At 69.2% G+C, this 25,961-nt stretch carries 25 protein-coding genes; 12 read left to right on the plus strand and 13 right to left on the minus strand.

Features of this window, described 5'->3' with window-relative positions; genetic code table 11:
* The 4 genes from AB0K21_RS32355 to AB0K21_RS32370 form a co-directional block, all read left to right on the plus strand.
* A partial coding sequence (locus AB0K21_RS32355; protein ID WP_364155455.1) for an RDD family protein occupies positions 1 to 695 on the plus strand: 695 nt, incomplete at its 5' end.
* A gap of 1,282 nt (positions 696 to 1,977) precedes the next feature.
* Positions 1,978 to 2,310 (plus strand): Lsr2 family protein, encoded by a 333-nt coding sequence (locus AB0K21_RS32360; RefSeq protein ID WP_012895497.1) that lies wholly within the window; start codon positions 1,978 to 1,980, stop codon positions 2,308 to 2,310.
* 279 nt (positions 2,311 to 2,589) lie between these two features.
* Positions 2,590 to 5,097 carry an ATP-dependent Clp protease ATP-binding subunit gene (locus tag AB0K21_RS32365; RefSeq protein WP_030905625.1) on the plus strand — a complete coding sequence of 836 codons (2,508 nt, stop codon included), beginning with the start codon at positions 2,590 to 2,592 and terminating at the stop codon, positions 5,095 to 5,097.
* A 505-nt stretch (positions 5,098 to 5,602) separates the two neighbouring features.
* Positions 5,603 to 6,553 (plus strand): TIM barrel protein, encoded by a 951-nt coding sequence (locus AB0K21_RS32370; protein ID WP_343962239.1) that lies wholly within the window; start codon positions 5,603 to 5,605, stop codon positions 6,551 to 6,553.
* Positions 6,554 to 6,676: 123 nt separating this feature from the next.
* Here the strand turns inward: AB0K21_RS32370 and AB0K21_RS32375 are convergent, their stop codons facing one another.
* A complete protein-coding gene (locus AB0K21_RS32375) occupies positions 6,677 to 7,552 on the minus strand; it encodes an A/G-specific adenine glycosylase (RefSeq protein ID WP_364155458.1) in 876 nt (291 codons plus the stop codon).
* A 144-nt stretch (positions 7,553 to 7,696) separates the two neighbouring features.
* Between AB0K21_RS32375 and AB0K21_RS32380 the strand changes: the two genes are divergently transcribed.
* Complete coding sequence (locus AB0K21_RS32380) at positions 7,697 to 8,383, plus strand: hypothetical protein (protein ID WP_343962243.1); 687 nt, start codon at positions 7,697 to 7,699, stop codon at positions 8,381 to 8,383.
* 169 nt (positions 8,384 to 8,552) lie between these two features.
* Here the strand turns inward: AB0K21_RS32380 and disA are convergent, their stop codons facing one another.
* The 5 genes from disA to AB0K21_RS32405 all read right to left on the minus strand — a co-directional run bounded on the left by disA (position 8,553) and on the right by AB0K21_RS32405 (position 12,741).
* A complete protein-coding gene (gene disA / locus AB0K21_RS32385) occupies positions 8,553 to 9,638 on the minus strand; it encodes a DNA integrity scanning diadenylate cyclase DisA (RefSeq protein WP_343962245.1) in 1,086 nt (361 codons plus the stop codon).
* Positions 9,639 to 9,731: 93 nt separating this feature from the next.
* On the minus strand, positions 9,732 to 11,135 hold the full coding sequence (gene radA, locus AB0K21_RS32390; protein WP_343962247.1) for a DNA repair protein RadA: 1,404 nt from the start codon (positions 11,133 to 11,135) through the stop codon (positions 9,732 to 9,734).
* 103 nt (positions 11,136 to 11,238) lie between these two features.
* Positions 11,239 to 11,553, minus strand: coding sequence for a thioredoxin (gene trxA, locus AB0K21_RS32395; protein ID WP_343962249.1), 315 nt, complete (start codon positions 11,551 to 11,553; stop codon positions 11,239 to 11,241).
* Positions 11,550 to 11,930, minus strand: a complete 381-nt coding sequence (locus tag AB0K21_RS32400) for a MerR family transcriptional regulator (protein WP_343962251.1) — start codon at positions 11,928 to 11,930, stop codon at positions 11,550 to 11,552. Before AB0K21_RS32400 ends, trxA begins: the two co-directional genes overlap by 4 nt.
* Before the next feature lie 112 nt (positions 11,931 to 12,042).
* Positions 12,043 to 12,741 carry a class I SAM-dependent methyltransferase gene (locus tag AB0K21_RS32405; RefSeq protein WP_343962253.1) on the minus strand — a complete coding sequence of 233 codons (699 nt, stop codon included), beginning with the start codon at positions 12,739 to 12,741 and terminating at the stop codon, positions 12,043 to 12,045.
* A 239-nt stretch (positions 12,742 to 12,980) separates the two neighbouring features.
* On the opposite strand from AB0K21_RS32405, the gene AB0K21_RS32410 reads away from it, so the two are divergent.
* The 6 genes from AB0K21_RS32410 (at position 12,981) to AB0K21_RS32435 (ending at position 19,096) form a co-directional block, all read left to right on the plus strand.
* A complete protein-coding gene (locus AB0K21_RS32410; protein WP_343962255.1) occupies positions 12,981 to 13,790 on the plus strand; it encodes a sugar phosphate isomerase/epimerase in 810 nt (269 codons plus the stop codon).
* Positions 13,787 to 14,431, plus strand: a complete 645-nt coding sequence (locus AB0K21_RS32415) for a TetR family transcriptional regulator (protein WP_364155462.1) — start codon at positions 13,787 to 13,789, stop codon at positions 14,429 to 14,431. Before AB0K21_RS32410 ends, AB0K21_RS32415 begins: the two co-directional genes overlap by 4 nt.
* Before the next feature lie 177 nt (positions 14,432 to 14,608).
* Positions 14,609 to 16,759: a heterodisulfide reductase-related iron-sulfur binding cluster gene (locus AB0K21_RS32420; RefSeq protein ID WP_343962259.1), complete on the plus strand. Its 2,151-nt coding sequence runs from the start codon at positions 14,609 to 14,611 to the stop codon at positions 16,757 to 16,759.
* 169 nt (positions 16,760 to 16,928) lie between these two features.
* Entirely contained in the window at positions 16,929 to 17,723 is a 795-nt protein-coding gene (locus AB0K21_RS32425) for a hypothetical protein (RefSeq protein ID WP_343962503.1), read from the plus strand.
* Between the two features lie 32 nt (positions 17,724 to 17,755).
* On the plus strand, positions 17,756 to 18,796 hold the full coding sequence (locus tag AB0K21_RS32430) for a glycosyltransferase (protein ID WP_343962261.1): 1,041 nt from the start codon (positions 17,756 to 17,758) through the stop codon (positions 18,794 to 18,796).
* Positions 18,797 to 18,814: 18 nt separating this feature from the next.
* Positions 18,815 to 19,096 carry a metal-sensitive transcriptional regulator gene (locus AB0K21_RS32435; protein WP_030905552.1) on the plus strand — a complete coding sequence of 94 codons (282 nt, stop codon included), beginning with the start codon at positions 18,815 to 18,817 and terminating at the stop codon, positions 19,094 to 19,096.
* Positions 19,097 to 19,184: 88 nt separating this feature from the next.
* On the opposite strand, the gene AB0K21_RS32440 is transcribed toward AB0K21_RS32435, so the two are convergent.
* From AB0K21_RS32440 to AB0K21_RS32450, 3 genes are all read right to left on the minus strand, one after another.
* Positions 19,185 to 19,466: a hypothetical protein gene (locus tag AB0K21_RS32440; RefSeq protein WP_343962264.1), complete on the minus strand. Its 282-nt coding sequence runs from the start codon at positions 19,464 to 19,466 to the stop codon at positions 19,185 to 19,187.
* Positions 19,467 to 19,581: 115 nt separating this feature from the next.
* A complete protein-coding gene (locus AB0K21_RS32445; RefSeq protein WP_364155466.1) occupies positions 19,582 to 20,925 on the minus strand; it encodes a hypothetical protein in 1,344 nt (447 codons plus the stop codon).
* 167 nt (positions 20,926 to 21,092) lie between these two features.
* The gene (locus AB0K21_RS32450) at positions 21,093 to 21,635 is read right to left on the minus strand and encodes a gamma carbonic anhydrase family protein (protein WP_343962268.1); all 543 of its coding nucleotides are present in this window, start codon (positions 21,633 to 21,635) and stop codon (positions 21,093 to 21,095) included.
* A gap of 140 nt (positions 21,636 to 21,775) precedes the next feature.
* Here AB0K21_RS32450 and AB0K21_RS32455 point away from each other — a divergent pair, with 140 nt between their 5' ends.
* Positions 21,776 to 22,963, plus strand: coding sequence for a hypothetical protein (locus AB0K21_RS32455; protein ID WP_343962270.1), 1,188 nt, complete (start codon positions 21,776 to 21,778; stop codon positions 22,961 to 22,963).
* 197 nt (positions 22,964 to 23,160) lie between these two features.
* Here AB0K21_RS32455 and AB0K21_RS32460 read toward each other — a convergent pair whose 3' ends face one another.
* From AB0K21_RS32460 to AB0K21_RS32475, 4 genes are all read right to left on the minus strand, one after another.
* Positions 23,161 to 23,391: a hypothetical protein gene (locus AB0K21_RS32460; RefSeq protein ID WP_030905540.1), complete on the minus strand. Its 231-nt coding sequence runs from the start codon at positions 23,389 to 23,391 to the stop codon at positions 23,161 to 23,163.
* 126 nt (positions 23,392 to 23,517) lie between these two features.
* On the minus strand, positions 23,518 to 24,270 hold the full coding sequence (locus AB0K21_RS32465) for a GntR family transcriptional regulator (RefSeq protein ID WP_343962275.1): 753 nt from the start codon (positions 24,268 to 24,270) through the stop codon (positions 23,518 to 23,520).
* 151 nt (positions 24,271 to 24,421) lie between these two features.
* Positions 24,422 to 24,964, minus strand: a complete 543-nt coding sequence (locus AB0K21_RS32470) for a VanZ family protein (RefSeq protein WP_364155469.1) — start codon at positions 24,962 to 24,964, stop codon at positions 24,422 to 24,424.
* 216 nt (positions 24,965 to 25,180) lie between these two features.
* Positions 25,181 to 25,939 carry an IclR family transcriptional regulator gene (locus tag AB0K21_RS32475; protein ID WP_343962279.1) on the minus strand — a complete coding sequence of 253 codons (759 nt, stop codon included), beginning with the start codon at positions 25,937 to 25,939 and terminating at the stop codon, positions 25,181 to 25,183.
* Positions 25,940 to 25,961: the final 22 nt, after the last annotated feature.

Consider the following 25,961-nt stretch of genomic DNA (forward strand, 5'->3'; position numbering starts at 1 on the left):
GCTACGGTCAGCAGCCCGGTTACGGTCAGCAGTCGTCCCAGCCGGGTTACGGCCAGCAGCAGTACGGTCAGCAGCCCGACTACGGTCAGCAGCCCGACTACGGTCAGCAGCCCGGCTACGGTCAGCAGCAGCCCGCGTACGGACAGCAGCAGGGGTACGGCCAGCCTTACGGCGGTCCTCCCGGCGCTCCCGCTCCGCTCGCCGAGTGGTGGCAGCGCCTGGTGGCGCGGATCATCGACGGAATCATCCTGGCGATCCCGACATTCATCATCAGCGGGGTGCTGACCGCCATCCTCGTGACGTCTCCCAGTTTCAACCTTGAGTCGGGCGCCGTCACGGAGGGGAGCGGCATCTTCCTCGCGAGTCTGCTCAGCTCCCTGATCGCCGCGGCGATCTACTTCGCCTACGAGTTCTTCATGATCAGTAGGGGTGGGCAGACCGTCGGCAAGATGGTCATGGGCATCAAGATCGTGCCCGTCGGCAGTGCCCTGCCGCCGGGCGGGCTCAGCTCCGACGTCGCGCTCAAGCGCGGCGGTGTGTTCTTCGGTCCGCAGTTCCTGAGCTGGATCCCCGTCCTCGGCTGGATCGTCAACATCTTCAGCCTCGTGAACGTGCTGTGGCTGCTGTGGGACAAGCCCCTGCAGCAGGCGCTGCACGACAAGGTGGCCGGGACGGTCGTCGTCAAGATCAAGTAGTTCCGGGTAAATCGGGGCCGGCGGTTGAACCGTCGGCCCCGATTTCGCGCCCGGACGAGAAAAACGGGGATCGTTAGGGGCGGGTAACCGTCTCGGCCGCGGAAGCCACGGAAGCGTAAAAATCATTTGCCGCGCCTTGGCCGGCGCGGGGGGACTTATGATCGGGCCCCGGTGCGGCGGAATATTCGTGTTTGAGGCCGACAAGGGGCTCAGGGGAGCTCACAAGCCGCTATGAGACGCCAATGCCGGTTCTGCCCTCGCCGAGGGTTCGCACGCCAGTCATCGAATGGCGGGACCGGCCTGCCTCCGGCATCCCCGGGGACGGCCCGCGGGTTTCTCTCCTTCACCTTCCGTCGCGCGTTCAGGGTCTTCTCGCGGAGCCGGATCACCGGGTGTGCGGTGTTGCCTGGGTTGTCCGGTGAGCCCATCGTCTTTGGTGGTTATACGGTCTACGACTATGTACTCCGCGCCGGAGTGGGTCGTACTCTTGGCAAGAAAGCGTTGAAGATCCGTCTTGTTCCGCAGGCTTGCGTCGCATCGGCTGCCACCCGGGTGATGAAGCGGGCCGCTCTCCATCCGGATGTTCCACCGGCGGTGGACATTCTCGCGATGAACCCGCCCGCGGTGATCTCCGGTTCCGTGACAAGGCGTTGTTCATCCCGGCGGGCAGGCTCTCCCACCAGGAGCTTCGCCCCTCCGAGGCCGGTGGCGCGGGGGCCGGAGAGCGGGCGGGCATTGGTATTTCCGAAGGCGACGGTGATCACCTGATCGTCCTGTCGGTTTTTCCCTGCGGCTTTACGACTGCAACCGGTAAGGCGGCTGGAGAGAAGCATTAGGCTGGAGAGTGACGGGCATGGTCGCCCCTGCTGACGCACGTCGCCGTCCGGTGGCGCTATGGTCATCTGTGGGCGGTTCCAGACTGAACGGGCGGACACCCGCGTGGCTCGGGAGTCGTCGCCAAATTTTCATGGTCTCCAGAAAGCCACCTAGCGGTACGGAGCGAGGACGAATGTACGACGTATTGTCCGCGTTGATACCTCCGGCGGTCGTCGGCGGAGCCTTCATCTTCGGAGTCGTCAAGCTACTTCGGAGTGAAGCCGCCGGTCGCCGGCCAAAACAGTCCGACCCGGCCGAGTCGCAGAACAGCTGATCCACCGGAGCGCCGACTGAGAGTGTCTCGGTTGCCTGTGAGAATCGCCGGGCTCCTGGAATTGCCGCTCTTCGATCGCGGGTATATGTTTAGCTTGCGAATGAAACAATACTCCGCGAAAGGATTGTGTAGATGGCCAAGCAGATCCAGGAGATTCTCATCGACGACCTCGATGGGGGCGAGGCCAATGAGACTGTCGCCTTCGCGATTGACGGCACCAGCTATGAGATTGACCTGAGTGACGTTAACGCGAAGAAGCTCCGCGACTCCCTGTCGCCTTTCGTGCAGAGCGCCCGTCGTTCCGGCGCGTTGGCACCCCGCCGCCGCCGCGCGGGTGGCGCGCGGGCACTCACGCGAGAGAAGAGCGCCGACATCCGGGCATGGGCGAAGTCCCACGGCCTTAATGTCAGCGAGCGCGGTCGAATCGCCTCCAAGATCGTCGAGCAGTACGAAGCGGCTCACTAGATCGGCTCAGTAGATCGAGTGAATCATGCGGTTATGGCGGTCACGGTGGGGTCCGGTGGCGGCCATGACCGCATGATGTGTTTGTCCGGCGGACAAACGTCGTTCGCTTGCGGCGTAGCGGGAACATCCCACCCCCCGTAAGTAGTTGGATGGAGGGTGAACGCCCTGCTCTCGGGGAACGTCTTCTGCATAGAGCGGTCGCCGGGTCGGGGCTACCATGCGGGATGACAGGGCCCGGATATCCCGGACCTGCCTGACCGCTCTGTGAGGAGCGACGAGATGTTCGAGAGGTTCACCGACCGCGCACGGCGGGTTGTCGTCCTGGCCCAAGAAGAGGCCCGGATGCTCAACCACAACTACATCGGTACGGAGCACATTCTTCTTGGCTTGATCCATGAAGGTGAAGGCGTTGCCGCCAAGGCTCTGGAGAGCCTCGGCATCAGTCTTGAAGGTGTGCGTCAGCAGGTCGAGGAGATCATCGGCCAGGGCCAGTCCGCGCCGTCGGGGCACATTCCGTTCACCCCGCGTGCCAAGAAGGTCCTTGAGCTGTCCTTGCGCGAGGCGCTGCAACTGGGTCACAACTACATCGGCACCGAGCACATCCTGCTCGGCCTCATCCGTGAGGGCGAGGGCGTGGCCGCCCAGGTGCTGGTGAAGCTGGGCGCCGATCTCAATCGGGTCCGACAGCAGGTCATCCAGTTGCTCCACGGCTACCAGGGCAAGGAACCGACCGCCGCCGGCGGTCCGGCCGAGGCCGCTCCTTCGACCTCTCTGGTGCTTGACCAGTTCGGCCGCAACCTGACCCAGGCCGCTCGCGAGGGCAAGCTCGATCCGGTCATCGGCCGGGAGAAGGAGATCGAGCGGGTCATGCAGGTCCTGTCCCGCAGGACCAAGAACAACCCGGTCCTGGTGGGTGAGCCCGGCGTCGGCAAGACCGCCGTCGTGGAGGGCCTGTCCCAGAAGATCGTCAAGGGCGAGGTGCCCGAGACGCTCAAGGACAAGCAGCTCTACACCCTGGACCTGGGCGCCCTGGTGGCGGGTTCGCGCTATCGCGGTGACTTCGAGGAGCGCCTGAAGAAGGTCCTCAAGGAGATCCGCACCCGCGGCGACATCATCCTGTTCATCGACGAGCTGCACACGCTCGTCGGCGCGGGCGCCGCCGAGGGGGCGATCGACGCCGCCAGCATCCTGAAGCCGATGCTGGCCCGAGGCGAGCTGCAGACCATCGGTGCCACCACCCTGGACGAGTACCGCAAGCACCTGGAGAAGGACGCGGCGCTTGAGCGGCGTTTCCAGCCGATCCAGGTGGCCGAGCCCAGCCTCAGCCACACGATCGAGATCCTCAAGGGTCTGCGGGACCGCTACGAGGCCCACCACCGCGTCTCCATCACCGACGGTGCCCTGGTGGCCGCCGCGCAGCTGGCCGACCGCTACATCAGCGACCGGTTCCTGCCGGACAAGGCGATCGACCTCATCGACGAGGCCGGCTCGCGCATGCGCATCCGCCGCATGACCGCGCCGCCGGACCTCCGCGAGTACGACGAGAAGATCGCCAACGTGCGGCGCGACAAGGAGTCCGCGATCGACGCGCAGGACTTCGAGAAGGCCGCCGCCCTCCGGGACCAGGAGAAGCAGCTCCAGCTCAAGCGCGAGCGCCGGGAGAAGGAGTGGAAGGCCGGCGACATGGACGTCGTCGCCGAGGTCACCGAGGAGCTCATCGCCGAGGTCCTGGCGACCGCCACCGGCATCCCGGTCTTCAAGCTCACCGAGGAGGAGTCCCAGCGACTGCTCCGCATGGAGGACGAGCTGCACAAGCGGATCATCGGCCAGGACGACGCCATCAAGGGCCTGTCCCGCTCGATCCGCCGCACCCGCGCCGGTCTGAAGGACCCGCGCCGCCCCGGTGGCTCGTTCATCTTCGCCGGTCCCTCCGGTGTCGGTAAGACCGAGCTGTCCAAGGCGCTGGCCGAGTTCCTGTTCGGGGACGAGGACGCGCTGATCATGCTGGACATGTCGGAGTTCATGGAGAAGCACACCGTCTCCAGGCTGTTCGGCTCGCCTCCCGGCTACGTCGGATACGAGGAGGGCGGCCAGCTCACCGAGAAGGTGCGGCGCAAGCCGTTCTCGGTCGTGCTGTTCGACGAGATCGAGAAGGCCCACCCCGACATCTTCAACTCGCTGCTGCAGATCCTGGAGGACGGTCGCCTGACCGACGCCCAGGGCCGGGTGGTGGACTTCAAGAACACCGTCATCATCATGACGACGAACCTGGGCACCCGGGACATCTCCAAGGGGCAGGGGGTCGGCTTCGCGAAGAGCAACGACGCCGAGTCCAACTACGACCGGATGAAGTCCAAGGTGCAGGAGGAGCTCAAGCAGCACTTCCGGCCGGAGTTCCTCAACCGTGTCGATGACATCGTGGTCTTCCACCAGCTCACGCCGAAGGAGATCATCCGCATCGTCGACCTGATGCTGGCCCAGGTGGGCCTGCGTCTGAAGGACCGCGACATGGGGATGGAGCTCACGCAGGAGGCCAAGCAGCTGCTGGCCGACCGTGGCTACGACCCGGTGATGGGCGCCCGCCCGCTCCGTCGTACGATCCAGCGCGAGCTGGAGGACACCCTGTCGGAGAAGATCCTGTACGGCGAGCTCCGTCCCGGCCAGATCGTGAAGATCGGGATCGAGGGCGAGGGGGAGAACGCGAAGTTCACCTTCGTCGGTGAGGACGCGCCGGTCGACCGGGTTCCCGACTCGGCCGCCGCCATCGCGGAGCCGATCCAGAACTAGGCCTGCGGGCCCTGGCCGTTGAGGACCGGTCAGACGGTGCCTCGCCAGGTCGGCGGAGGTCACCGCAGCGTGCTGCGGTGACCGGCGACGGCCCGGCGAGGGGTCGTCCGGCCGCGTCGGGCGGAATCCAGGGCACCGGGTATGGCCTGGTCAGGCGGAAAGGACAGACCCCGCCGTGAGGATACTCACGGCGGGGTCTGTCTATTTGTTACCAAAGAAGGTGTCTCGCCACGATAGGTAGTACTACACTGCGTAGAGCGAGTTCGATAAGTCTTGCCCGAGTGATCCGTGGGTCGCAGTGATCGCGGTGAGATCGGCGTCGAGGTCAGCCTGGCGACGTACCGGGAAATCAGCTCCGTGAGTGACGCGGAGCCCGGTGGTCGCACGGAATGCTTCGGACGGCCGGGTCGAGCTCCCGGCAGGGAGAGCCTCCGGCTCACGGCGCTGGAACACCGGCGTGGGGCGATCGGAGACGCTTACACGGAAGTACTTCTTGGAGGCACGCATGCGTTTACGGCACGAGGACGGGACGCTCGTTCACCTGGCCTACAACGCGGGCGTGCACCCCGCCGAGGACCTGGAGAACCTCATCGCGCACCTGACGAGGTACGCGGTGCCGGTGCGCAAGCGCCTCGGAGTGGAGCGCATGGGCGTCGGCCTCTGGCTCTCCCCGAGCGTCGCCGACCATCTCACCGCGGACCGGATAGAGCTGGTGCGTCTGCGCCGCTCCCTTGAGGAGCGCGGCCTGGAGGTCGTCAGCCTCAACGGAACCGGCGGCAGGAACCAGGAGTCCCCCGGTCCCGACTGGGCCAAGCCCGAGCGTTACCGCTACACGATGGCACTCGCCAAGATCCTGGCCTTCCTGCTCCCGCAGGATGTCCGCTTCGGAAGCATCTCCACCATCCCCATCGGCTGGCGCCGCGACTGGCCGGCCGACCTGCACGCGATAGCCTCGCGCCGGCTGGAGCGCCTCGCCCGCGAGCTGCGCGGGCTGTACAGCGTCACCGGAAAGACGATCAGGGTCGGCTTCGAGCCGTGGCCCGGCTGTGTCCTGGAGACCACCAAGCAGGCGCTCGACAGGGTCTCCGGCATCGACTCCGAGCACCTGGGGGTCTGCCTGGACGCCTGTTACCTCTCCGGCGGCGCTGAGGAGCCCGGAGTCGCCCTGCGCGGCCTGGCGGATGCCGGAGCCCCTGTCGTCAAGCTCGGCCACGTGCACAACCACATGGCCGCCGCCTGCCAGGAGCTGCCCAGTACCCGCTCGGTGCTGGAGGACACCCTCACCGCGATGCTCTCCGGCGCGGTGAACGGCACCGCTCACATCGAGGTGGAGACGCACGACCTGGCCGTGCCGCTTCGGGCCAAGGGGCCCGGCGCACTGGTCAACGTGATCGCCGAGGAGCTCGACTGGGCCCGCACCAGCCTCACGGCTCTCGGCCTTCGCCTCGCCGCCTGATCGCCTTCGCCCGCCAGGTCCGCGGCGCGGCGGTGGGAGCCTTTCCCGCCGTGCACGGAGGCCCCGGCGGGAAAGCACCCGGTGACCGTGAGCAGGGCGGCAGGTGCCTTGTCGAGGGCGCGTTCAGCCGGGTAGGCGGTAGGTGCCGTCGTCGAGGACCTCGGCCAGGCCGTCGGAGATCAGGCCGTCGAGGGCGCGCTCTCGCTGCGGGGCGTCGTCCCAGACCACGTCGAGGGCGCCCTTGGGCACCGGGCCGTGGGCCTGGCGCAGCACCGCGAGGAGACGGCCGCGGCACTGGCGGTCCGTGCCCGCGTACGTCTGGCCCCTGCGCGCGGGACCGTCGTAGGCGGGCTTGCCCGCCAGGCGCCAGGCGCACAGGTCGCTGACCGGGCAGTCGGCGCAGCGGGCGGCCCGAGCGGTGCAGACCAGTGCGCCGAGCTCCATGACGGCGACCGCCCAGACGGGGGCGCGGTCGGCGTCGGGGAGCAGCGAGGCGGCGAGCCTGCGCTCGGGGGGCGTGGTGGCCTTCGGCGGGTATTCCTCGCCGCTGACGGCCCGCGCCAGGACCCGCCGCACGTTGGTGTCGAGGACCGCGTGCCGGCCCCCGAAGGCGAAGCTGGCGACCGCGGCCGCGGTGTACTCGCCGACGCCGGGAAGCGCCAGCAGGGCGTCGTGCTCCGAGGGGACCTCGCCGCCGTGCCGGTCGGTGATCGCGCGGGCGCACGCGTGCAGGTTCAGCGCCCGGCGGGGGTAGCCGAGGCGGCCCCAGTGGCGCACGGCCTCACCGGGGGCTTCGGCGGCGAGGGAGGCGGGCGTGGGCCAGCGCTCCGTCCACTCGGTCCAGACGGGCAGCACCCTGACCACCGGTGTCTGCTGCAGCATGATCTCGCTGACCAGGATCGACCAGGGCGAGGCGCCGGGCGCCCGCCAGGGCAGGTCGCGGGCGTTGCCGGCGTACCAGTCGAGGACGGGTTCGAGTAAGCGGTTCGACTCGGGCACCTTTTGACGATAGTGCGGGATCAGGCCCCCTTGTCCCTCCTTCACCTGCCTTCACCCGCCTTCTGATGATGATCGGTGGCCGAAACGGGGACGGTAGCGGCGGGTCTCCCCCTGTGGCCCGCGAGCACTAACCATACTGTTGGTATGGATCCCGACACGTTCCGTAGCGATATCGGAGCCGACATCTACTGGCGGCGCCGGATGGCCGCGCTCGTCGGTGTGCTCGTGGTGGTCGCCGTCGTGGCGTGGGCCTGCTCGTCGACGAGCGGGCCGCAGGACGCCCGGGAGAAAGGCACCTCGGCCGCCAAGAAGGACGTGCCGGACCCGCTGCTGGCCATCCTGCCGACCGTGACGGTCATCCCCTCGCCGTCCGCGAGCCCGTCCGCGAGCCCGACCCCGGAGCCGAGGGAGAGCAAGGCGGCCCCCAGGCCCCGGCGGCCCGGTGAGGCCTGCACCTCCCCGCAGCTCGTACTGAGCATGGAGGGCCAGGGGACGGTCTACCCGCCGGGCATCCGGCCCAGGTTCATCCTCACCCTCGTCAATGTCGGCAAGGTGATGTGCACCACGGACGTGGGGCCGCGCACCATGGAGGTGCGCATCACCTCCGGTGACGACCGCGTGTGGTCCTCCTCCGACTGCGTCAGCGGCGAGACGGAGAACATCCGCAAGCTCGACCGGGGCATCCCCTATGTCCGGGAGCTGGTGTGGGACCGCCGCAGGTCCGGGAACGACTGCACCGCCGACCGCGTCGCCGCGCGTCCCGGTACCTATGTCGCGGTGGTGCACGCCCCAGGCCTGAGGAGCCGCAAGGCCGTCTTCCACCTTCGCTAGCGATGTCCCCCCGGGTTCACCGGGCCGGTGAACCCGGGGCACCGAAGGGCCGCCTTCGCGAGGCGGCGGCCGGAGAACCGGCCGAGGTTCGCGGCCACTGCCCGCCCAGGCCGCCGGGCGAGGCGTACCGGAAGGACCCGGGAGCCTCCGCGCTCGGCCGGGGGATTTCTCACACGTAGCGTTCCAGGATGGACGACTCGGCCAGCCGGGACAGGCCCTCGCGGATGTGGCGGGCCCTGGCCTCGCCCACCCCGCCCACCTCCTGGAGGTCGTCGATGCTGGCGGCCAGGAGCTTCTGCAGGCTGGCGAACTGGTCGACGAGGCGCTCGACCACCGTGCCCGGCAGGCGCGGAACCTTGGCCAGCAGGCGGTAGCCCCTGGGACTCACCGGTGTCTCCAGGGCGTCGTTGCCCGAGTGGCCGAGGATCTGGGCGATGACCGAGAGGTCGAGCAGGTCGGCTGAGGAGAGCTGGTCGAGCTCGTGAAGCGCCTCGGCGAACCTGCGCGGGCGGCGGCCCGTCACGGGCAGGTAGTCGCGCACGATCAGTTCGAGGTCGCTCTCCGTGCCGGCCACGAGCTCGTCCAGCTGCAGGGAGAGCAGGCGGCCGTCAGTGCCGAGTTCCACCACGTAGCCCGCGATCTCCTCGGAGATGCGCCTGACCATCTCCAGCCGCTGGGCGACCACCGCGATGTCGCGGACCGTCACCAGATCCTCGATCTCCAGCGCCGAGAGCGTGCCGGAGACCTCGTCCAGGCGGAGTTTGTAGCGCTCCAGCGTGGCCAGGGCCTGGTTGGACTTGGACAGGATGACCGACGACTCCTCCACCACGTAGCGGATGCCGTCGAGGTAGAGGGCGATGATCCGCATGGACTTGCTGAGCGAGATGACCGGAAAGGATGTCTGCAGGGCCACCCGCTGGGCGGTGCGGTGCCGGGTGCCCGACTCGTCGGTGGGCAGGGACGGATCAGGCATCAGGTGCACGGCCGCGCGCACGATCCGCAGGTCGCCGGAGTTGAGGACGATCGCGCCGTCCATCTTGGCCAGCTCGCGCAGCCGGGTCGCGGAGAACTCGACGTCCAGCTCGAAGCCGCCGCTGCAGATCTCCTCGACGGTGCTGTCGTATCCGAGCACGATCAGGCCGCCGGTGTGTCCTCGCAGGATGCGCTCCAGGCCGTCGCGCAGGGCCGTGCCCGGTGCGACGGCGGCGAGGACGTCCCTGCGGCGTTCGTCGAGCCCTTTGTACGTTGCTGCCACATGACCCCCGTGGTCTGCGTATAGCGCTCAGCTTACCGGCGAAGGCCCCGCCCGGCCCGAAATCATCTGACGACCACGGGCCGCGCTCGCGCCTCAGGTGACGTGGGTGAGGGCGTCCCAGACGTTCTCCGCCTCGACCACGTCGAAACCGGGCGCGAAGGCCGCGCCGCGCCCGGCCATCGGGACCAGGGAGTTGTCGCCGTTGCGTCTCTTGCCCACCTCCAGGGAGCCCGCCGGGACCAGTGCCCGGGTGAAGCCCAGCCGCGCGGCCTCCGACAGGCGGCGCCGCACGTCGCGCACCGGGCGCAACTCCCCTGCCAGGCCCACCTCGCCGAGCACCACCAGGCCGGCGGGGAGTGCCTTGTCGCCGGCCGCGCTGGCGACCGCCAGCATCACGGACAGGTCGACCGCGGGATCGCTGAGCTTGATCCCGCCGACGGTCGCGGTGAAGACGTCGCACCCGCCCAGCTTGGCGTTGAGCCGCCGTTCCAGCACGGCCAGCACCATCGTCACCCGGTAGGTGTCCAGCCCCGAGGAGGAGCGGCGCGGCTGCTGGGCCTCGGTCCTGGCGACCAGTGCCTGGACCTCGGCCGGCAGCGGCCGGGTGCCCTCCAGGGTGACCGTGACGCACGTGCCGGGCACCGGGTCGGTGCGGTGTGAGACGAACAGGCCGCTGGCGTCGGTGATGCCCTCGATGCCGCTCTCGTGCAGGTCGAAGCAGCCGACCTCGTCGACCGGGCCGTACCGGTTTTTGATCGCGCGGACCAGGCGGAGGCGGGAGTGCCGATCGCCCTCGAAGTGGAGCACCACGTCGACGAGGTGCTCCAGCGTGCGGGGGCCGGCGATCGAGCCCTCCTTGGTGACGTGGCCGACCAGCACGGTGGCCATACCGCGCTCCTTGGCCAGCCGCACCAGGTTTCCCGCGACCTCCCTGACCTGGGTCACCCCACCGGGCACGCCGGTCGCCTGGGCCGAGCCGATCGTCTGCACCGAGTCGACGATGAGCAGGTCGGGCTGGACCTTCTCGACGTGTGAGACCAGCGCGCCCAGCTCGGTCTCCGCGGCCAGGTAGAGGCGGTCCTGGATCGCGCCGATCCGGTCGGCCCTGATCCGCACCTGGGCGGCCGACTCCTCACCCGTGATGTAGAGGACGGTCTGCTGCCGGGCGATCTTGGCCGCCGCCTCCAGCAGGAGAGTGGACTTGCCGATGCCGGGCTCACCGGCCAGCAGCACGACGGCCCCGGGCACCAGGCCGCCGCCGAGGACCCGGTCGAGCTCGGGCACCCCGGTGCCGCGCGCGTGCGCCACCTCGGCCTTGACCTGGCCGATCGGAACCGCCGGCGCCGACACCGCTCCGGCGGAGGCCACCCGCGCACCCGCGGGTGCCGTCTCCTCCTCGACCGTGCCCCAGGCCTGGCACTCGCCGCAGCGCCCCACCCACTTGGCCGTCTGCCACCCGCACTCGGCACAGCGGTAGCCACCAGCCTTCTTCGCCATGGCCGCACGTTACCTGTAGGACCCGACAACTTTCACCCGGCGGGGGCGCCGTACCGGATGGAAGTCGTCCGGGGAGGCGCCGGACGGTCCTTCGGACGTGCCGTCAGATGTGGCCTTCGAGGTCGGCCAGGAGCAGGCGCTTGGGCTTGGCGCCCTTGATCTGCCGGACCACCTCGCCGTCCTTGTAGAGGTTGAGCGTCGGCAGGCCGAGGACGCCGTACCTCGCGGAGATCTCGGGGTAGTCGTCGGCGTTGAGTTTGGCGATCGTGAGGCGGTCGCCGTACTCGGCCTCGATCTCCGCCAGGACCGGCGCGATCATCTTGCACGGCCCGCACCACTCGGCCCAGAAGTCGACCAGGACCGGCTTGTCGCTCCGCAGCACCTGCTCGTCGAAGTTCTCGCTGGTCAGTGTGATCATGGTTTTCCCGCTTTCCTCAGTACGCATCCTGGGCAGGCGGTGGTCAGCTGTGCCGCCACCTCCGCCCTCCGGGTGAGAAGCGCGCGGATCTCGTCGTCGATCTGGGCCAGCTTGCGCTGGTAGACGGCCACGGACTCCGGGCACGATCCCCCCGAGGCGTGCCCGGCCCGCAGGCAGGCCACGAACGGTCGGGCGTCCTCCAGGGTGAAGCCGACGGCGAGCAGCGACCGGATCTCGGAGACGAGCCGCAGGTCGGTCTCCCCGTACTCCCGGTAGCCGTTGGCCGAGCGCCGGGCCGTGATCAGTCCCTGCTGCTCGTAGTAGCGCAGTGCCCGGGTGCTGACACCCGCCCGCCGCGCCAGCTCGCCGATCCGCATCCGGTCCTCCTCATGAGCCGACGATAAACCTTGACATCAACGTCAAGGTCAAGCCGGTGTCCCGTTGTTCCTCCTCGCGCCCGGCCGGCGGGCGGGTGGCCGCGGGACAGGCTCAGAACCGCCTCCAGCGCAGCAGGTTGGGGTAGGCGATCTCCAGGCCGGGGGTCTCGGCGATGGCGAGGTCGGCGACCGGGGGGGTGAACTCGATGCGGAGCACCGCCTCCAGGTCGGCGCGACGCTCGAAGCACATGCGCAGGTCGAGTTTCTCCACCTGCCAGCCCTGACGGTTCCAGAAACTCTCGACGGCCTTGGCCGAGTACGCGGGGATGGACTGGCTGAACCAGCGGCCGAAGGCGCCCCGGGTGGGGTCGATGTCGATCACGAAGGCCGCGCCGCCGCGTCGCGTCACCCGGGAGAGTTCGGCCAGGCCTGGTTCGCAGCCGGGGCCGAAGAAGTAGGCCCAGCGAGCGACGGCCACGTCCACGGAGGCGTCGGGCACCGGAAGCGCCTGGGCGGTGGCGGTGTGGATCTCGACGTTTCGCAGGGCATGGCAGCGGCGCCTGGCCAGCCGTACGAGATCCTCGTGCGGTTCGACGCCGATCACGCGGGCGGCGGTGGCGGCCATGGCCGGCAGGTGGTAGCCGGTGCCGCAGCCGATGTCGAGGACCGTCGCCCCGGTCCACGAGCGGACGGCTGCCATCGCGGCCTCGGCACGCCCCTCGGGATCCACCGCCCGGTTCTCCAGCTCGTAGGTCTGGGGGGTGTTCCAGATGTTGGGGCTGGGGATGGCCCCCTTGGCGAACCTCGGCATGCCCTTACCGTAGTGACTCCTCCGTCCCGGTGAGGAGAGCGGTTCCTCGCCCCCTCCTCGAACGCCCGGCGGTCTCCTCGCCGGACACGACGATGTGATCTCGGTCGCGTCGGTGGTGGCGGACAGCACTGCTCGCCGGACCCGCTTAGGCTGGCAAAGGTGAGCGACATGAGCGAGCGGGCCGGTATGCCCAGCGGTGTTCGCCAGGGTGTGCTCCGAGCCGGAGACGAGGAAGCGGTATGAGCGTCCGTGTATCCAGCGCGAAGATCGCGCTGTCCACCGCGTCGGTGTATCCCGAACGCACCCCCGATGCCTTCGAGTTGGCCGCGCGTCTGGGATACGACGGCGTGGAGATCATGGTGGGCGCCGACCCCGTGAGCCAGGACATCGATGTCCTGGAGCGCCTGTCGGACCACTACCAGCTGCCGATCCTGGCCATTCACGCGCCGTGTCTGCTGGTGACGCAGCGGGTGTGGGGCAAGGACCCGTGGGCCAAGCTCCAGCGCGCGCAGCGCGCCGCCGAGCGGGTCGGTGCCAGGACCGTCGTGGTGCACCCGCCGTTCCGCTGGCAGCGCGACTACGCGCGCGACTTCGAGCTCGGCCTCGCCAGGATGCGTGAGGAGACCGACGTGGTCTTCGCGGTGGAGAACATGTTCCCGCTGAGGGCCAGGGGCAACGAGGTGGTTCCCTACTCGCCCGACTGGAATCCGGTCGACTACGACTTCCCGCAGGTCACGCTGGATCTGTCGCACACGGCGGTGTCCGGGTCCGACGCCATGGAGATGTTCACCAAGCTCGGCGACAGGCTGGCCCACCTGCACCTGGCCGACGGCCTGGGGGTGTCGAACAAGGACGAGCACCTGGTTCCCGGGCGGGGCGGCCAGCCGTGCGCGCCGATCCTGGAGCGGATGGCGGGCAACGGCTACTCGGGGCTGGTCGTGCTGGAGATCAACACGCGCAAGGCCGCCAGCCGCACCGAGCGGATCGACGATCTCGCCGAGGCGCTGGCCTTCGCCCGGCTGCACCTCGCCGCGTCCAGCAACGTATGAGCGAGCCCGTCGTGAGCACGCCGTCCGCGAACGGCTCCGCCCAGGACGGGGCCGGAGCGGTCAGAAGGCGCCCGGGGCGCAGGCCGGGGTCGGCTGACACACGCGGGCAGATTCTCGCGGCGGCGCGCGAGACCTTCGCGGAGAAGGGGTTCGACAGGGCGACCATCCGGGGCATCGCCCGGCAGGCGGGGGTGGATCCGGCACTGGTCCACCACTACTTCGCCGGCAAGGAGGGGATGTTCGTCGAGGCGATGGAGCTGCCGATCGCTCCCGAGAGCATCGTCTCGACCGTCCTGGCGGGGCCGCGCGAGGAGGTCGGCGAGCGGCTGGCCCGGTTCATCCTGACCATCACCTCGGACGACGGGGCCCGCCAGCCGCTGCTGGCGCTGGTCCGCACCGCGATGACCAACGACCAGATGGTCGTCATGATCCGCGAGTTCATGACGCAGGCGCTCCTGGCCCGGGTCGCGGAGGTACTGGGAGTCCCGCCGATCCGGATGGAGGCGGCCTTCGCGCAGCTGTTCGGCGTGGTCCTGGTGCGCTACGTGCTCAAACTGGAACCGCTGGCCTCGGTGGACATCGAGGAGTTGGTCGAGCTGCTCGCTCCCACGATCCAGCGCTATCTCGACGCGCCTTCCTAGCCTCGGCGGCATGTAGAGCATTGTTCTGGGAACGGTGTTGACCGTAAGGTGGCCACGGCCGCCGTCCGCCTCGGCTTGAAGTTAAGTTACCGATCAGTAGTATTTATGGTGACCCGTCGTCAGCGTGGATGACAGGCAGTCGTACGCTGTCAGCCAACGTCGTCTGTGGGAGGACCCGTGCTCTGGGTAGCGATTATCGGGCTGGTCATGACAATCGTGGCGCTCGCGCTCGCCGCGCGCCGCGTGTTGTTCCTGTACAAGCTCGCCACCATCGGGCCGGGCGCGCCCGAGCGCGTCGAGTACGCGAAGAACAACCTCGGTGAGGAGCTCAAGGCACAGCTGGTCGAGGTTTTCGGGCAGCGGAAGCTGCTGAAGTGGACGGCGTCCGGTATCGCGCACTTCTTTGTCATGTGGGCGTTCCTCATCCTGGCGACCGTCTACCTTGAGGCGTACGGCGCGCTGATCCAGGGGGCCGTCACCGGAACCCCCGACTTCCACATCCCGCTCATCGGGACGTGGCCGATCCTGGGCTTCCTGCAGGACTTCATCGCGGTCGCGGCGCTGCTGGGACTCATCGCCTTCGCGACCATCAGGATCAAGAACGCTCCGAAGAAGCTGGGCCGCAAGTCCCGCTTCTCCGGGTCGCACCTCGGCGGCGCCTGGCTCGTCCTCTTCATGATCTTCAATGTGATCTGGACGATGTTCCTCTTCCGCGGCGCCGCGGCCAACACCGGCAACCTGCCCTACGCCTCGGGGGCGTTCGCCTCCGACGCGACGGCCGCGCTGCTCCGGCCGCTGGGCGAGACGGCCAACGAGGCGATCGAGCACGTCGGCCTGCTCCTGCACATCGGCGTCATGCTGGTGTTCCTGGTGATCGTGGTGAACTCCAAGCACCTGCACATCTTCACCGCGCCGATGAACGTGGCCTTCTCCCGCCGCCCGGACGGCAACGGCGCGGCCCAGCCGATGCGGATCGACGGCAAGGTCGTCGACTTCGAGGACGAGGACCTCGACGGTGACCGGCTCGGCCGGGGCAAGATCGAGGACACCACCTGGAAGGGCTTCCTCGACTTCTACACCTGTACCGAGTGCGGCCGTTGCCAGTCGCAGTGCCCGGCCTGGAACACCGACAAGCCGCTGTCGCCGAAGATGCTGATCCTGGACCAGCGCGACCACGCCTTCAAGGTGGCGCCGTACCTGATGGCCACCCAGGAGCAGCGCGCCGACCTGCACGAGGACGTGCTGGCCCTGCTGGAGAAGCCGCTGGTCGGCGAGGACGGCGTCATCCACCCCGACGTGCTGTGGTCCTGCACCAACTGCGGAGCCTGCGTCGAGCAGTGCCCGGTGGACATCGAGCACATCGACCACATCCTCGACATGCGCCGCTACCAGGTGATGGTGGAGTCCAACTTCCCCTCCGAGGCCGGCGTCATGGTCAAGAACCTGGAGAACAAGGGCAACCCGTGGGGGATGTCCGAGATGAAGCGGGCCGACTGGATCGAGGAGCTCGCCGGCCGCGAGGTCGACCCGATCGAGGTCCAGCTCATCGACGAGAAAATGGACGAGGACACCGAGTACCTGTTCTGGGTCGGCTGCGCGGGCGCGCTGGAGGACCGGGCCAAGAAGACCACCAAGGCGGTCGCGGAGCTGCTGCACGTCGCGGGTGTCAAGTTCGCGGTGCTCGGCCCGATGGAGGCGTGCACCGGTGACCCGGCCCGCCGCCTGGGCATGGAGTTCCTCTTCGACATGCTGGCCAAGCAGAACATCGAGACGCTGAACGAGGCCGGGGTCAAGAAGATCGTCGCGACCTGCCCGCACTGTTTCAACACTCTCGCCAACGAGTACCCGCAGCTGGGCGGCACCTACGAGGTGGTGCACCACACCCAGTTGCTGGCCAAGCTGGTGGACGAGGGCAAGCTGATCCCGGTCACGCCGATCGAGGAGAAGATCACCTACCACGACCCGTGCTTCCTCGGGCGCCACAACAAGGTCTACTCCCAGCCTCGCGACATCATGGCCAAGGTGCCCGGTGTGCAGACCCAGGAGATGCACCGTCACAAGGACCGCGGCTTCTGCTGCGGCGCGGGCGGCGCGCGGATGTGGATGGAGGAGCGGCTCGGAAAGCGCATCAACACCGAGCGGGTGGACGAGGCACTGACCACGGACCCGGACACCATCTCCACGGCCTGCCCGTTCTGTCTGGTCATGCTCGGTGACTCGATCAACGAGAAGAAGAACGCGGGCGAGGCCAGGGAGACGCTGGAAGTCGTCGACGTCTCCCAGTTGCTGATCAAGTCGATCAAGGGCCAGCCCGTCGAGGCATCCTGACGCCCGATGGGCGAACGTCAGGCGCGGCATTTTTTCTCATGTCGCGCCTGACCTGCGGTCAAGATCTCATGAAAAGGACGTAAGGTCCAAAAACCTTCCTTTCACATAACGGTCAAATCACGGTAACCTCAACGTCGCGTAGCTCATTCAACGGGGAGGGGGCTTGACGATGCCCGCCGTCGTCAGCGATGCCGAGGTAACCCTGGCCGATGTTCTCTCATTGAGGCTGGCCGTCGACGAGCCGCTGGCCGACGGTACCGAGCTGGTCCTGCGCAACCGGGCCACCGCGGTCGAGAGCCGGGTGCCGCTGGGGGCGCCGGGCGTACGGGTGCGCGAGGCGGCGCTGGCGGTCTCGCTCGCGCCGCTGGAGCTGGGACCCGGCCGCTGGGACACCTACCTGCAGCAGGGCTCGTCGCGCACCCGGCTGCGCAGCGTCGACCCCGGGTTCTCCCTCGACCACCTGGACGCGTACGCGCTGAGCCGCCGCACGCTGGCCTACCGTGCCTACCGGACCCGTAACGGCTTCCTGGCCCTGAAGATCGACGACGCCCGGCCGGCGGCCGAGGTCCGTTCCGTCTGGTTCAGGGAAGGGCGCTTCGAGGTCACCGGGCTGCTGGCCTTCACCGGCCTCGACGACGACGAGGCCCGGCACGAGGCGCGGCTCGCCCTGCGCCGCAGCCGGCCGGACGCCGAGCTGACCTCTGTTGCAACGGTCCAGGGCGTGCGCTTCCACGCCGCGCTCTCACTCTGCGACGTGCTCGCCGCGGCTCCCGACCAGACCGGTACCTGGGAACCCTCGCTGCGGGTGCGCGGCGTGGACACACCACTCCGGCTGGGCTCCCGGCTGGACGACGTCGACGGCAAGCGCCGCCGCCTGCACTATCCCGCCGCCCAGATCGACGGGGTGCCGATCCGTCCCTGCTACACGGCGGACGACGAGCTCAGGATCGAGGTCGGCGGGTGAGGATCTGCCTGCTCGTCCCATCCGTCTACGGTATGCGTGGTGATACCCGCTCGGTGGTCAACCTCGCGGGAGAGCTGGCAGAACGTCACGACGTCGAGATCATCAGCGTCCGCCGCCAGCGCGAGAAGCCGTTCTTCCCGGTGGCGCCCGGTGTGAAGCTGTCCTGGGTGGTCGACGCCCAGCCGGGGGTACGGCACCTGCTCCCGCGCGGCCAGATGCGCACCGAGGTCGCGCTCTGGCGGCGGTTGCGTGGCCTGAAGGCCGACGTGCTCATCAGCACCCGCCCCGGCCTGAGCGTCCAGGTGGCCAGGCACGCGCCGCGTGACGTCGTGCGGGTCGCCCGCGAGTGGGGCCGCCCGCCGGTACCGGGGCCGATCAGGAGGTTCTACCCGCGCCTGGACGCGGTCGCCGTCGCCACCGAGTCGAGCAGGCAGGAGTGGAACCGCCTGCTGGACGGGAACGTCACGGTCGACGTGATCCCGGACGCGCTGCCCGCCGGGCCGTGGCCACGCTCGCGGATGGACAACCGCATCGTCGCCGCGGGCGGGCGCCTGGTCACGGTGAAGGCCCACGACCGGTTGATCCGCGCGTTCGCCGCCGTCGCGGGCAAGCGCCCCGACTGGCGGCTGCGCCTGTACGGCGGGGGGCCCGAGGAGAAGCGCCTGCGGGCCCTCGTCGGCGCCCTCGACCTGCACAACCACGTCTACTTCATGGGCACCACCTCCGACCTGACCGGCGAGTTCGCCAAGGCCTCGATCGTGGCGACCACCTCCAGGACGGAGGTGCTCGGGATGACCGTGATCGAGGCGATGGCCAGCGGGGTGCCGGTGATCGCGTTCGACAGTCCGCGGGGAGCGGGCGAGTTCGTGGCCGACGGGCGGAGCGGGGTCCTGGTCGCCGAGGGGGAGGGCGAGATCGAGGCGTACGCGTCCGCGCTGCTCGCGCTCATCGACGACGAGCGGCGGCGGCGGGAGCTCGCGGCGGGGGCGCTGGAGGCCGCGGCGGTCTACGGCGCGGGCGCGGTGGCGGGCCACTGGGAGAAACTGATCGCGGCTACATCCCGCTGTGCCTGACCCGGGTACCGTTGGGACATGCATGGGTACAGCGGTGACAAGCAGGCTTATCTGACCCGGTTACGGCGGATCGAGGGGCAGATCAGAGGTCTGCAGCGGATGGTCGAAGAGGATGCCTACTGCATCGACGTGTTGACCCAGGTGTCCGCCGCCACGCGGGCGCTCCAGGCGGTGGCGCTCGGCCTGCTCGAGGATCACATCGGTCACTGCGTCGCCGACGCCATCAACATCGGGGGCCCGGAGGCGCAGGAGAAGGTCAAGGAGGCGTCGGCCGCGATCGCCCGTCTCGTCCGTTCGTGACTAGTCACATGACTATTTTTTCCGACCACGTCCCGGACCCCGTTACAGGGTCCGGGACCGGGTCTTGAAAACGGTTCCTCCGGTGGCTTCAGCAGACAGCCGAAGCACTCAACCCGAGCGCGTTGTCGAGCTCCACCAAGGTGAGGGGCCGTTCGCTGATGGCGACGGCGGACAGCACCTCGGCATAGAGCGCGATCTCGTCCAACGCGACACGGTCGTGGACTCTAGAGTCCAGGTCGTCGTGCCCCACCGCGTCGTCCTTCCTTCCGCAGCCCACACCCACTTCGAGGTTACGGCGGGCGGTCATCGGTGCCCATGGCCCATCGGGACCATTCCTCGCCCCGCCCGGCAGGTCCTCAAGGAGGATCATTTCCCGATTACGAGATCACAATTCAGCTAATTGTCTGATGCGTAGGGGCCTAGAAGGATATAGGGAGAGTAAGGATGAAATAACTCTATTTGTGGTTTAAGCATACTGGTATGTGTCAGAAGTGGCGTGGATAGGTTCCCGACACTCCTGGGAAGGGGTCGTCCCGCTCGTGTGTCAGCCGGTGCACGACGGCCGAGGCCGTCGTGAAGCCGCGCTCGGGTATCTCGGTCCCGGTGAGACGACACCACGCGAGCCCGGTGGCGTAGGCGGCGCCGAGCAGGGCCGCGGCCGAGGCCCGGTCCGGCGGGTGGAGCGCGGAAGGCAGCTCGCCCGAGCGCGGCCAGCAGCCCCGCAGCGGGTGTGCGGCGTCGGTGAGCACCACGTGCAGGATGTGCCGCAGCTCGGGATCCAGCCACGGGTAGAGCCCGTCGGCCACCCGCGGCGCGAAGGCCGCCAGGTCGGCGGCGAGCAGCGAGGCGGCCACCGCCCGTGGGTCGGCACCCATCGGGGCGAGGAAGCCCAGTGTCTGGACCAGGTCGTAGACCATGTGCTGGAAGTGGTCGCCGGGTGAGGCGTCGGGCAGCGTCAGGTGGACCGGGCAGCGCGAGAGCCACGCGTGGCGCACCACCTCGTCGCCCTGGTGGGCGATGACGGGGTCCTGGCAGGCCCGGCGGAGCAGTGGTTCGATCATGGCCAGCAGGGCGTCGGCGCGCGGCCCGAATCTCGGGTCGCCGCGTACCGCGGCGGCGGTGTCGGCCATCAGCGCGACCAACCGCAGGCCCGCCTCGGGGTGCCCCGCCCTGACCCGCTCGCCGTACAGCGCGACCAGCTCGTCCAGCGAGGTGGGCGGCAGCCAGCGGACCCACTCGTCGCCGGGCAGCGGGCGGGCGAGGAACTCCCCGAACATCGACAGCAGCACCTCGTTGCCGTCGAAGGCGGGGGCGTAGGCGCACCACATGAGCGTGCCCCAGATCGCGGCGACCGGGCTGGCCACCTCTCCGGCGAAGAGCCGGGCGAACGGCCCGGTGAGCGGGAAGTCCTCCCTGCGCCTGCCTCGCTGGGCGACGACCAGCTCGCGGACCCGCTCGGTGATCTCGTAGGGCACGTCGGGGCCGACGAACCCCTGGACCGACCCGCGGTCGACGGCGAAGTCGGGGCCGGTCGGGATCAGATGCGGCAGCACCATCGAGGTGACCTGGACGACCTGTGCCGCGGCGCGGAACTCCCGGTCGGCGGGAGGCGCGGTCAGGTACCAGCGGCCGTCGGCGGGATCCTGGCGGTACCACCGGGCGTGGGCACCGAACAGCCAGCGCCCGCCGTCCGGGGTGGCCAGCGTGCGCTGGGCGATGGCCTGGGCCCGTGCGAGCGGAGGGAGTCCCGTCCACCGGTGGTCGGCGACCATGATCCGCACGTCGCGCTCGATGGCGTCGAACCCATCCCACTGCCACATGCCGGTCATCGGCATTCCGGGGCGAGGGCCCCTGGCCTCAGCCACGGGCGGGATGCCCCTGCCTCCCTTCGGTCAAGGTGGTGTCCGGCGCCGCGATCGCCAAGCGGGCCTCGCACGATCGTAAGGCTCTCCCGGTCGCTCCGGCAGGCGGGCGTCCAGGCCGGCGGGCGTGCCGTTCAGACCGGCGGCAGAACGGTCGCGGCCCGATGGCGGGCGGCCCTGGCGACGTAGCCGGCCGAGGTGCGGGCGAAGGAGTCGCGGTCGTCGTCCGTGAGCTCTCGGACGATCTTCCCGGGGACGCCCGCGACGAGTACCCCCGCCGGGATCCGCTTCCCCGGTGCCACCAGGGCGCCGGCCGCGATCAGCGACCCCGCGCCGATCCTGGCGCCGCCCAGCACGATCGCGCCGATGCCGATGAGCGCGCCGGTCTCCACATGGGCCCCGTGCACCATGGCCTTGTGTCCGAGGCTCACCCGGGGCTCCAGCACGGCCGGTTCGCCCGGGTCGGAGTGCAGGCAGCACAGGTCCTGGATGTTGCACTCCTCGGCGACCTCGATGTCCTCGTCGTCCCCGCGGAGGACCGAGCCGTACCAGACGTTCGCGGCGCGGCCCAGCCGGACTCTTCCGACGACCACCGCTCCCGGGGCGATGTAGGCGTCCGGATGAATCCGCGGGATCGCGTCGCCGTCGAGGGCGGCGATGTAGGGCATGGCGTTCATGGAGACGATGTTAGAGGGGGGCGTTCTGTCCGGTATTTCGGCAAGCAGGTGGCGTGTTCAGGTTGCAGAGTCGGGCAGTAAGCAGGAAAGTCGTCTCCTGACGTCACCTTTCCCGCCACACAACCTCCACGGGCAGTGCCATGACAAACCAGCACGAGAGCTTTCCCGACCTGATGCATGAGGACTCGTTCGAGGTCGTCATGCGCGGTTACAGCCGCCGACAGGTTCACGACTACATGGACCGCCACCGCCACCAGATCCGCGACCTGGAGGAGCGGCTCGCGCGCGCGATCGGCCAGGCCGAGCAGAGCCGGATCGAGCTGTCCGAGGCGCGCAAAAGGCTCTCGGACGCCCCTCAGGACTACGACGAGCTCGGCGAGCGGCTCAGCCAGATACTGAAGCTGGGCGAGGAGGAGGCCGCCTCCAAGAGGCAGGTCGCGGAGGCGGAGGCGATCAAGCTCCGCGACGACGCGGCCGCCGAGTCCGAGCGACTGATCACCTCCGCGCAGGATCGGGCCGAGGCCCTGCTGAACGCCGCGCAGCAGGAGGCCGAGCGCCGGGTGGCCGAGGCCACCGCCACCGCCGAGCAGCGACTCGCCCAAGCCGGCAAGGAGGCGGAGGAGACGGTCAACGCGGCCCGTGCCGAGTCCGAGGAGACCCTGCGCAGCGCCCGTGCCGAGGCCGACCGGATGGTCACCTCGGCGAGGAGGGAGGCGGAGCAGACCGTCGAGCACGCCCGTGCGGAGGCCGACTCCACGCTGAACACGGCCCACGCGGAGGCGCGGGCGACGGTCATCGCCGCCAACACCGAGGCGCACTCCACGCTGTCGGCGGCCCAGCAGCGGGCCAACGCCCTGGACGAGACCACCGGCCGCCGGGTCGTCTACCTCACCGACACCCACCACGAGGTCATGCGCCGCCTGCACGAGATGGGTGCCGTCCTGGGCGACCTGCTCCACCGGGAGAGCAGTGCGGGTCCCCTGGTCGACGAGGACGCGGTGCTGCCCCCGGCCCGTGTCCAGCCCGCGCTGACGGCTCCCGCCCCGGTCGAGGCCGCCAACGATGTCTCCGGGGTCGCCGAGGTCTCTGACGGGACGCCGGGCGCCGTGTCCGACGGCACCGAGGCATCGGCGGAGCACACCGAATCCGAGCTCGTTGACGCCGCACCCGACCTGGAGTCCGTACGGGTGATCGTGGAAGACGACGCCCCCCGCAAGGACGCCGGCGACCGTTCTGCCGAGGAACTCGAGGTGTACGACGACACCGACGTCGACCTCACCCAGCCCGTGGGAAAGAACGGGGAGAGGCACGCCGCTCCCCGCAGGTGAGTTCCCCTCGCCAGGAGCGTGAGCCGGGATCGGCGCGGCTGACCGTGGATCTCAGCGGTGCCACCACGTGGCCGGAGCCCGGAGCCGTCCGGAGGTCAAGCGGAAGCCCCCGCCCCCGATAGGGTCGGGGGCTTCCGCGATTGGGGGCCCGGCGCCGGGACCGCATCGGATCCGCTCACCCCGGCACCGGGCGGTCTTCAAGTGTCCGTCTCCGGCTCCGCCTCGCCGGAACGTTCCCGCTGGACGCGCAGATGCTCACGCAGCTCCTCCGGGCCGTCCGCGTCGATGGTCATCGCGCAGCCGACATCACGCTGGGCGGAGGTCAGCGGGTGGTGGCGGGTTGCCCACCACCTGCCCGCGTCGCTCCGCCAGATCGTCCAGTCGGGAAACTCCCGGGCGATTTCCGCTAGATGTCGGTCGAAAGACATCCGTGCACCTTCCCCGCGCCCAGGCCCGTCTTTGCGACGTTCCACCTCCGACGGTGAGGCACTTCTCTAGAGAAATCAATGATCGTGAAGGACAGGTCAACCTATCGGTTGACGGACGGCCTTGAACTATGAGTCGAAGTCGTACTGAAGTACGTAAGAGGCGGCGTCGAGGACCATCTCGTTGACCTCGACGGCGACGCCGTCGGCGGTGCGGGCGACCCGGGCGATCACGATGACCGGGGTGCCGGCGGGCAGGTCGAGCTGGACGGTCTCGTGGGGATGGGGCATGCGGGCGCGGAGTTCCTCGGTGAAGTGCGCCGGGGCGTGGCCGAGCTCGCCGAGGCGCGCGTAGACGCCCCCCGGTCCGGTGTCCTCCCTTGTGATCGCGGTCCCCTCCACCAGTTCGGCGGGGAAGTGGGAGACCGACAGTTGCACCGGCCGCCCGTTCACCGAGTAGCGCCGCCTGCGGACCCAGACCTCGGAGCTGTCCAGCACCCGTGCCACAGGGTCCTCGGCCCGCTCCCGGTCGATGTCCACCTCGTCCACGGTGTAGGGGCGGCCCTCGGTGTCGGAGTCCCAGATGGCCGCGCCGCGCCCCCACCTGTCACGAGAGAGCCGTCGGGAGCCGTGTCGCCTGATCGGGCGGAACTGCCTGACATACACTCCCGAGCCGCGTTTTGGGATGGCCAGTCCTTCGTTGATTAACACGGAAAGGGCCTGTCTGGCGGTGGCGCGGGCTATGCCGTGCCGTGCCATCAGGGCGTTCTCGCCCGGAAGCCGATCCCCGTCTCGGAGATCGCCGGACAGGATCGCTTCGCGAAGCCCGTCGGCGATGCGCCGATAGATCGGGGGCTCGGGAGGTACCGGGGACTGCTGCACGTTCGATCACCCTCTGTCACCAACCGGGTTTGGCGTCTCCAGAGAACTTGCCCCGTCTTGTCCACGATCGCACAGATACAGGGGTTGGTAACCTGTTTCTTTTGGGAGGTATCGTGCCCGTGTGGCGAGCTTAAGGAGTTTCTCCGGCCCGTTACCGTGGAACGATCCCAGCCGCTATTCGGTCGGCCCACCACCGGCGCGTCGCGGTCGCGGCCAGTACGGCACCCGCTGTGTTGACGATCACGTCGTCGACGGAGCTCACCCGCCCCAGGTGCAGGACGTACTGGAGGATCTCCACGGTGAGTGAGGCGCCCGCCGCCACGGCCGCGATCCGGGCGAGCGAGGCGAGGCGCGCCGAGCGCACCGGGAGCATGCCGCCGAGCGCGGCGAAGACCAGAAGGTTCCCGCCGACCTGCACGAACGCCGCCTGTGCCGGCCCCTGGACGGTCGCCCACAGGTCCACGAGGGGGAGAAGGCTGACCTCCGAGTCGCCCGCCCGGGGCGTGAGGATCATCCAGATCCAGGGGGCGGTCCCGGTCACCGCGACCACGTCGGCCAGGGCGGTGCGGACGGGGAAGGGGTGACCTTTGCGGGCGCGGTGGCGGGCCAGCAGGTGGACGGCGACCACGGCCACCGGGATCGCGACGAAGGTCGCTATAACGATATTTCCCCATAGCTGCCATGCCTGGTGCATGAGGCAATGATGCCGGTGCGCGAAGCCCGGCCGGCGGGGCTGTGAGGTTACGAGAAGGTGGCCTTCAGGCAAGGGGCGTCCGGGGGGCGCCGGGCCCGAGCGGACCGGTACGGCGCGGGAGCCGGCACCTCGGGCCGAACGGTGGCCGGAGTCGAGGCCCGGAGTGATGGCCGGAGTGGTGGCGGGACGAGGCGGGCGGTCGCGGCCGACCCGGGATCAGATGGTTCTGGCCAGGGCGCGGGAGATGCCCAGGGCGGCGGCCTTGACGGCGGGGGCCAGCCGGGTGGGCTGGAAGCGGGCCAGCGGGACCGAGATGGACAGCGCGGCCACGGCCACCCCGTCGCCGAACACCGGGGCCGCGATGCAGGCACCGCCCAACTGGGCCTCCTCCCGCTCGTAGGCCAGCCCCGCGGCCTGGATCTGGCCGAGCACCTCCTCCAGGTGCCGGGGGTCGACTATCGAGTGCGGGGTCAGCCGGCGGAGCGGCCGGCCGAGAACCTCGTCGATCAGGTCGGGTCCCGAGTAGGCCAGCAGGGCCTTGCCGATCCCGGTACAGGTCAGCGGGAGGCGCCCACCGACGCGCGAGGGCAGCGCGAAGGCCGTCTGGCCACGGATCTTCTCGACGTAGACGACGTCGAGGCCGTCGCGCACGCCCAGGTGGACGGTCTCGTGGGTGGCCTCGTAGAGGTCGTGCATGAAGGGCAGCGCCGCGTGTCTCAGGTCGCGCTCTCCGGGCACGATGCTGCCGAGCTCGAAGAGGCGGCGGCCGAGATAGTAGCCGTCGGGGCGGCGGGTGACCGCGCCGATCGAGGTCAGCTCGGTGAGCAGCCGGAAGGCCGTGGTCTTGGGCAGATGGCAGCGCTCGGCGACGTCGGCCAGGCGTAACGGCCCGCCCGTGGGGCGGAACGCGTCAAGTACGAGCCAGGATTTCTCCAGCACGGACAGTCGGTCGGGGTTCCGTTTCACGGAACTCATTCTTGCTTATGAATCACCTGGG

Origin of the sequence: Streptosporangium sp. NPDC049248, from assembly GCF_040678965.1 — a bacterium.
Lineage (GTDB): Bacteria > Actinomycetota > Actinomycetes > Streptosporangiales > Streptosporangiaceae > Streptosporangium > Streptosporangium fukuiense.

Coding starts and splice junctions, on each gene's coding strand:
- AB0K21_RS32360 (WP_012895497.1), top strand. CDS start 1,978: ATGGCCAAGCAGATCCAGGAGATTCTCATCGACGACCTCGATGGGGGC.
- AB0K21_RS32365 (WP_030905625.1), top strand. CDS start 2,590: ATGTTCGAGAGGTTCACCGACCGCGCACGGCGGGTTGTCGTCCTGGCC.
- AB0K21_RS32370 (WP_343962239.1), top strand. CDS start 5,603: ATGCGTTTACGGCACGAGGACGGGACGCTCGTTCACCTGGCCTACAAC.
- AB0K21_RS32380 (WP_343962243.1), top strand. CDS start 7,697: ATGGATCCCGACACGTTCCGTAGCGATATCGGAGCCGACATCTACTGG.
- radA (WP_343962247.1), bottom strand. CDS start 11,135: ATGGCGAAGAAGGCTGGTGGCTACCGCTGTGCCGAGTGCGGGTGGCAG.
- trxA (WP_343962249.1), bottom strand. CDS start 11,553: ATGATCACACTGACCAGCGAGAACTTCGACGAGCAGGTGCTGCGGAGC.
- AB0K21_RS32400 (WP_343962251.1), bottom strand. CDS start 11,930: ATGCGGATCGGCGAGCTGGCGCGGCGGGCGGGTGTCAGCACCCGGGCA.
- AB0K21_RS32405 (WP_343962253.1), bottom strand. CDS start 12,741: ATGCCGAGGTTCGCCAAGGGGGCCATCCCCAGCCCCAACATCTGGAAC.
- AB0K21_RS32410 (WP_343962255.1), top strand. CDS start 12,981: ATGAGCGTCCGTGTATCCAGCGCGAAGATCGCGCTGTCCACCGCGTCG.
- AB0K21_RS32415 (WP_364155462.1), top strand. CDS start 13,787: ATGAGCGAGCCCGTCGTGAGCACGCCGTCCGCGAACGGCTCCGCCCAG.
- AB0K21_RS32425 (WP_343962503.1), top strand. CDS start 16,929: ATGCCCGCCGTCGTCAGCGATGCCGAGGTAACCCTGGCCGATGTTCTC.
- AB0K21_RS32430 (WP_343962261.1), top strand. CDS start 17,756: ATGCGTGGTGATACCCGCTCGGTGGTCAACCTCGCGGGAGAGCTGGCA.
- AB0K21_RS32435 (WP_030905552.1), top strand. CDS start 18,815: ATGCATGGGTACAGCGGTGACAAGCAGGCTTATCTGACCCGGTTACGG.
- AB0K21_RS32440 (WP_343962264.1), bottom strand. CDS start 19,466: ATGATCCTCCTTGAGGACCTGCCGGGCGGGGCGAGGAATGGTCCCGAT.
- AB0K21_RS32445 (WP_364155466.1), bottom strand. CDS start 20,925: ATGACCGGCATGTGGCAGTGGGATGGGTTCGACGCCATCGAGCGCGAC.
- AB0K21_RS32450 (WP_343962268.1), bottom strand. CDS start 21,635: ATGAACGCCATGCCCTACATCGCCGCCCTCGACGGCGACGCGATCCCG.
- AB0K21_RS32455 (WP_343962270.1), top strand. CDS start 21,776: ATGACAAACCAGCACGAGAGCTTTCCCGACCTGATGCATGAGGACTCG.
- AB0K21_RS32460 (WP_030905540.1), bottom strand. CDS start 23,391: ATGTCTTTCGACCGACATCTAGCGGAAATCGCCCGGGAGTTTCCCGAC.
- AB0K21_RS32470 (WP_364155469.1), bottom strand. CDS start 24,964: ATGCACCAGGCATGGCAGCTATGGGGAAATATCGTTATAGCGACCTTC.
- AB0K21_RS32475 (WP_343962279.1), bottom strand. CDS start 25,939: ATGAGTTCCGTGAAACGGAACCCCGACCGACTGTCCGTGCTGGAGAAA.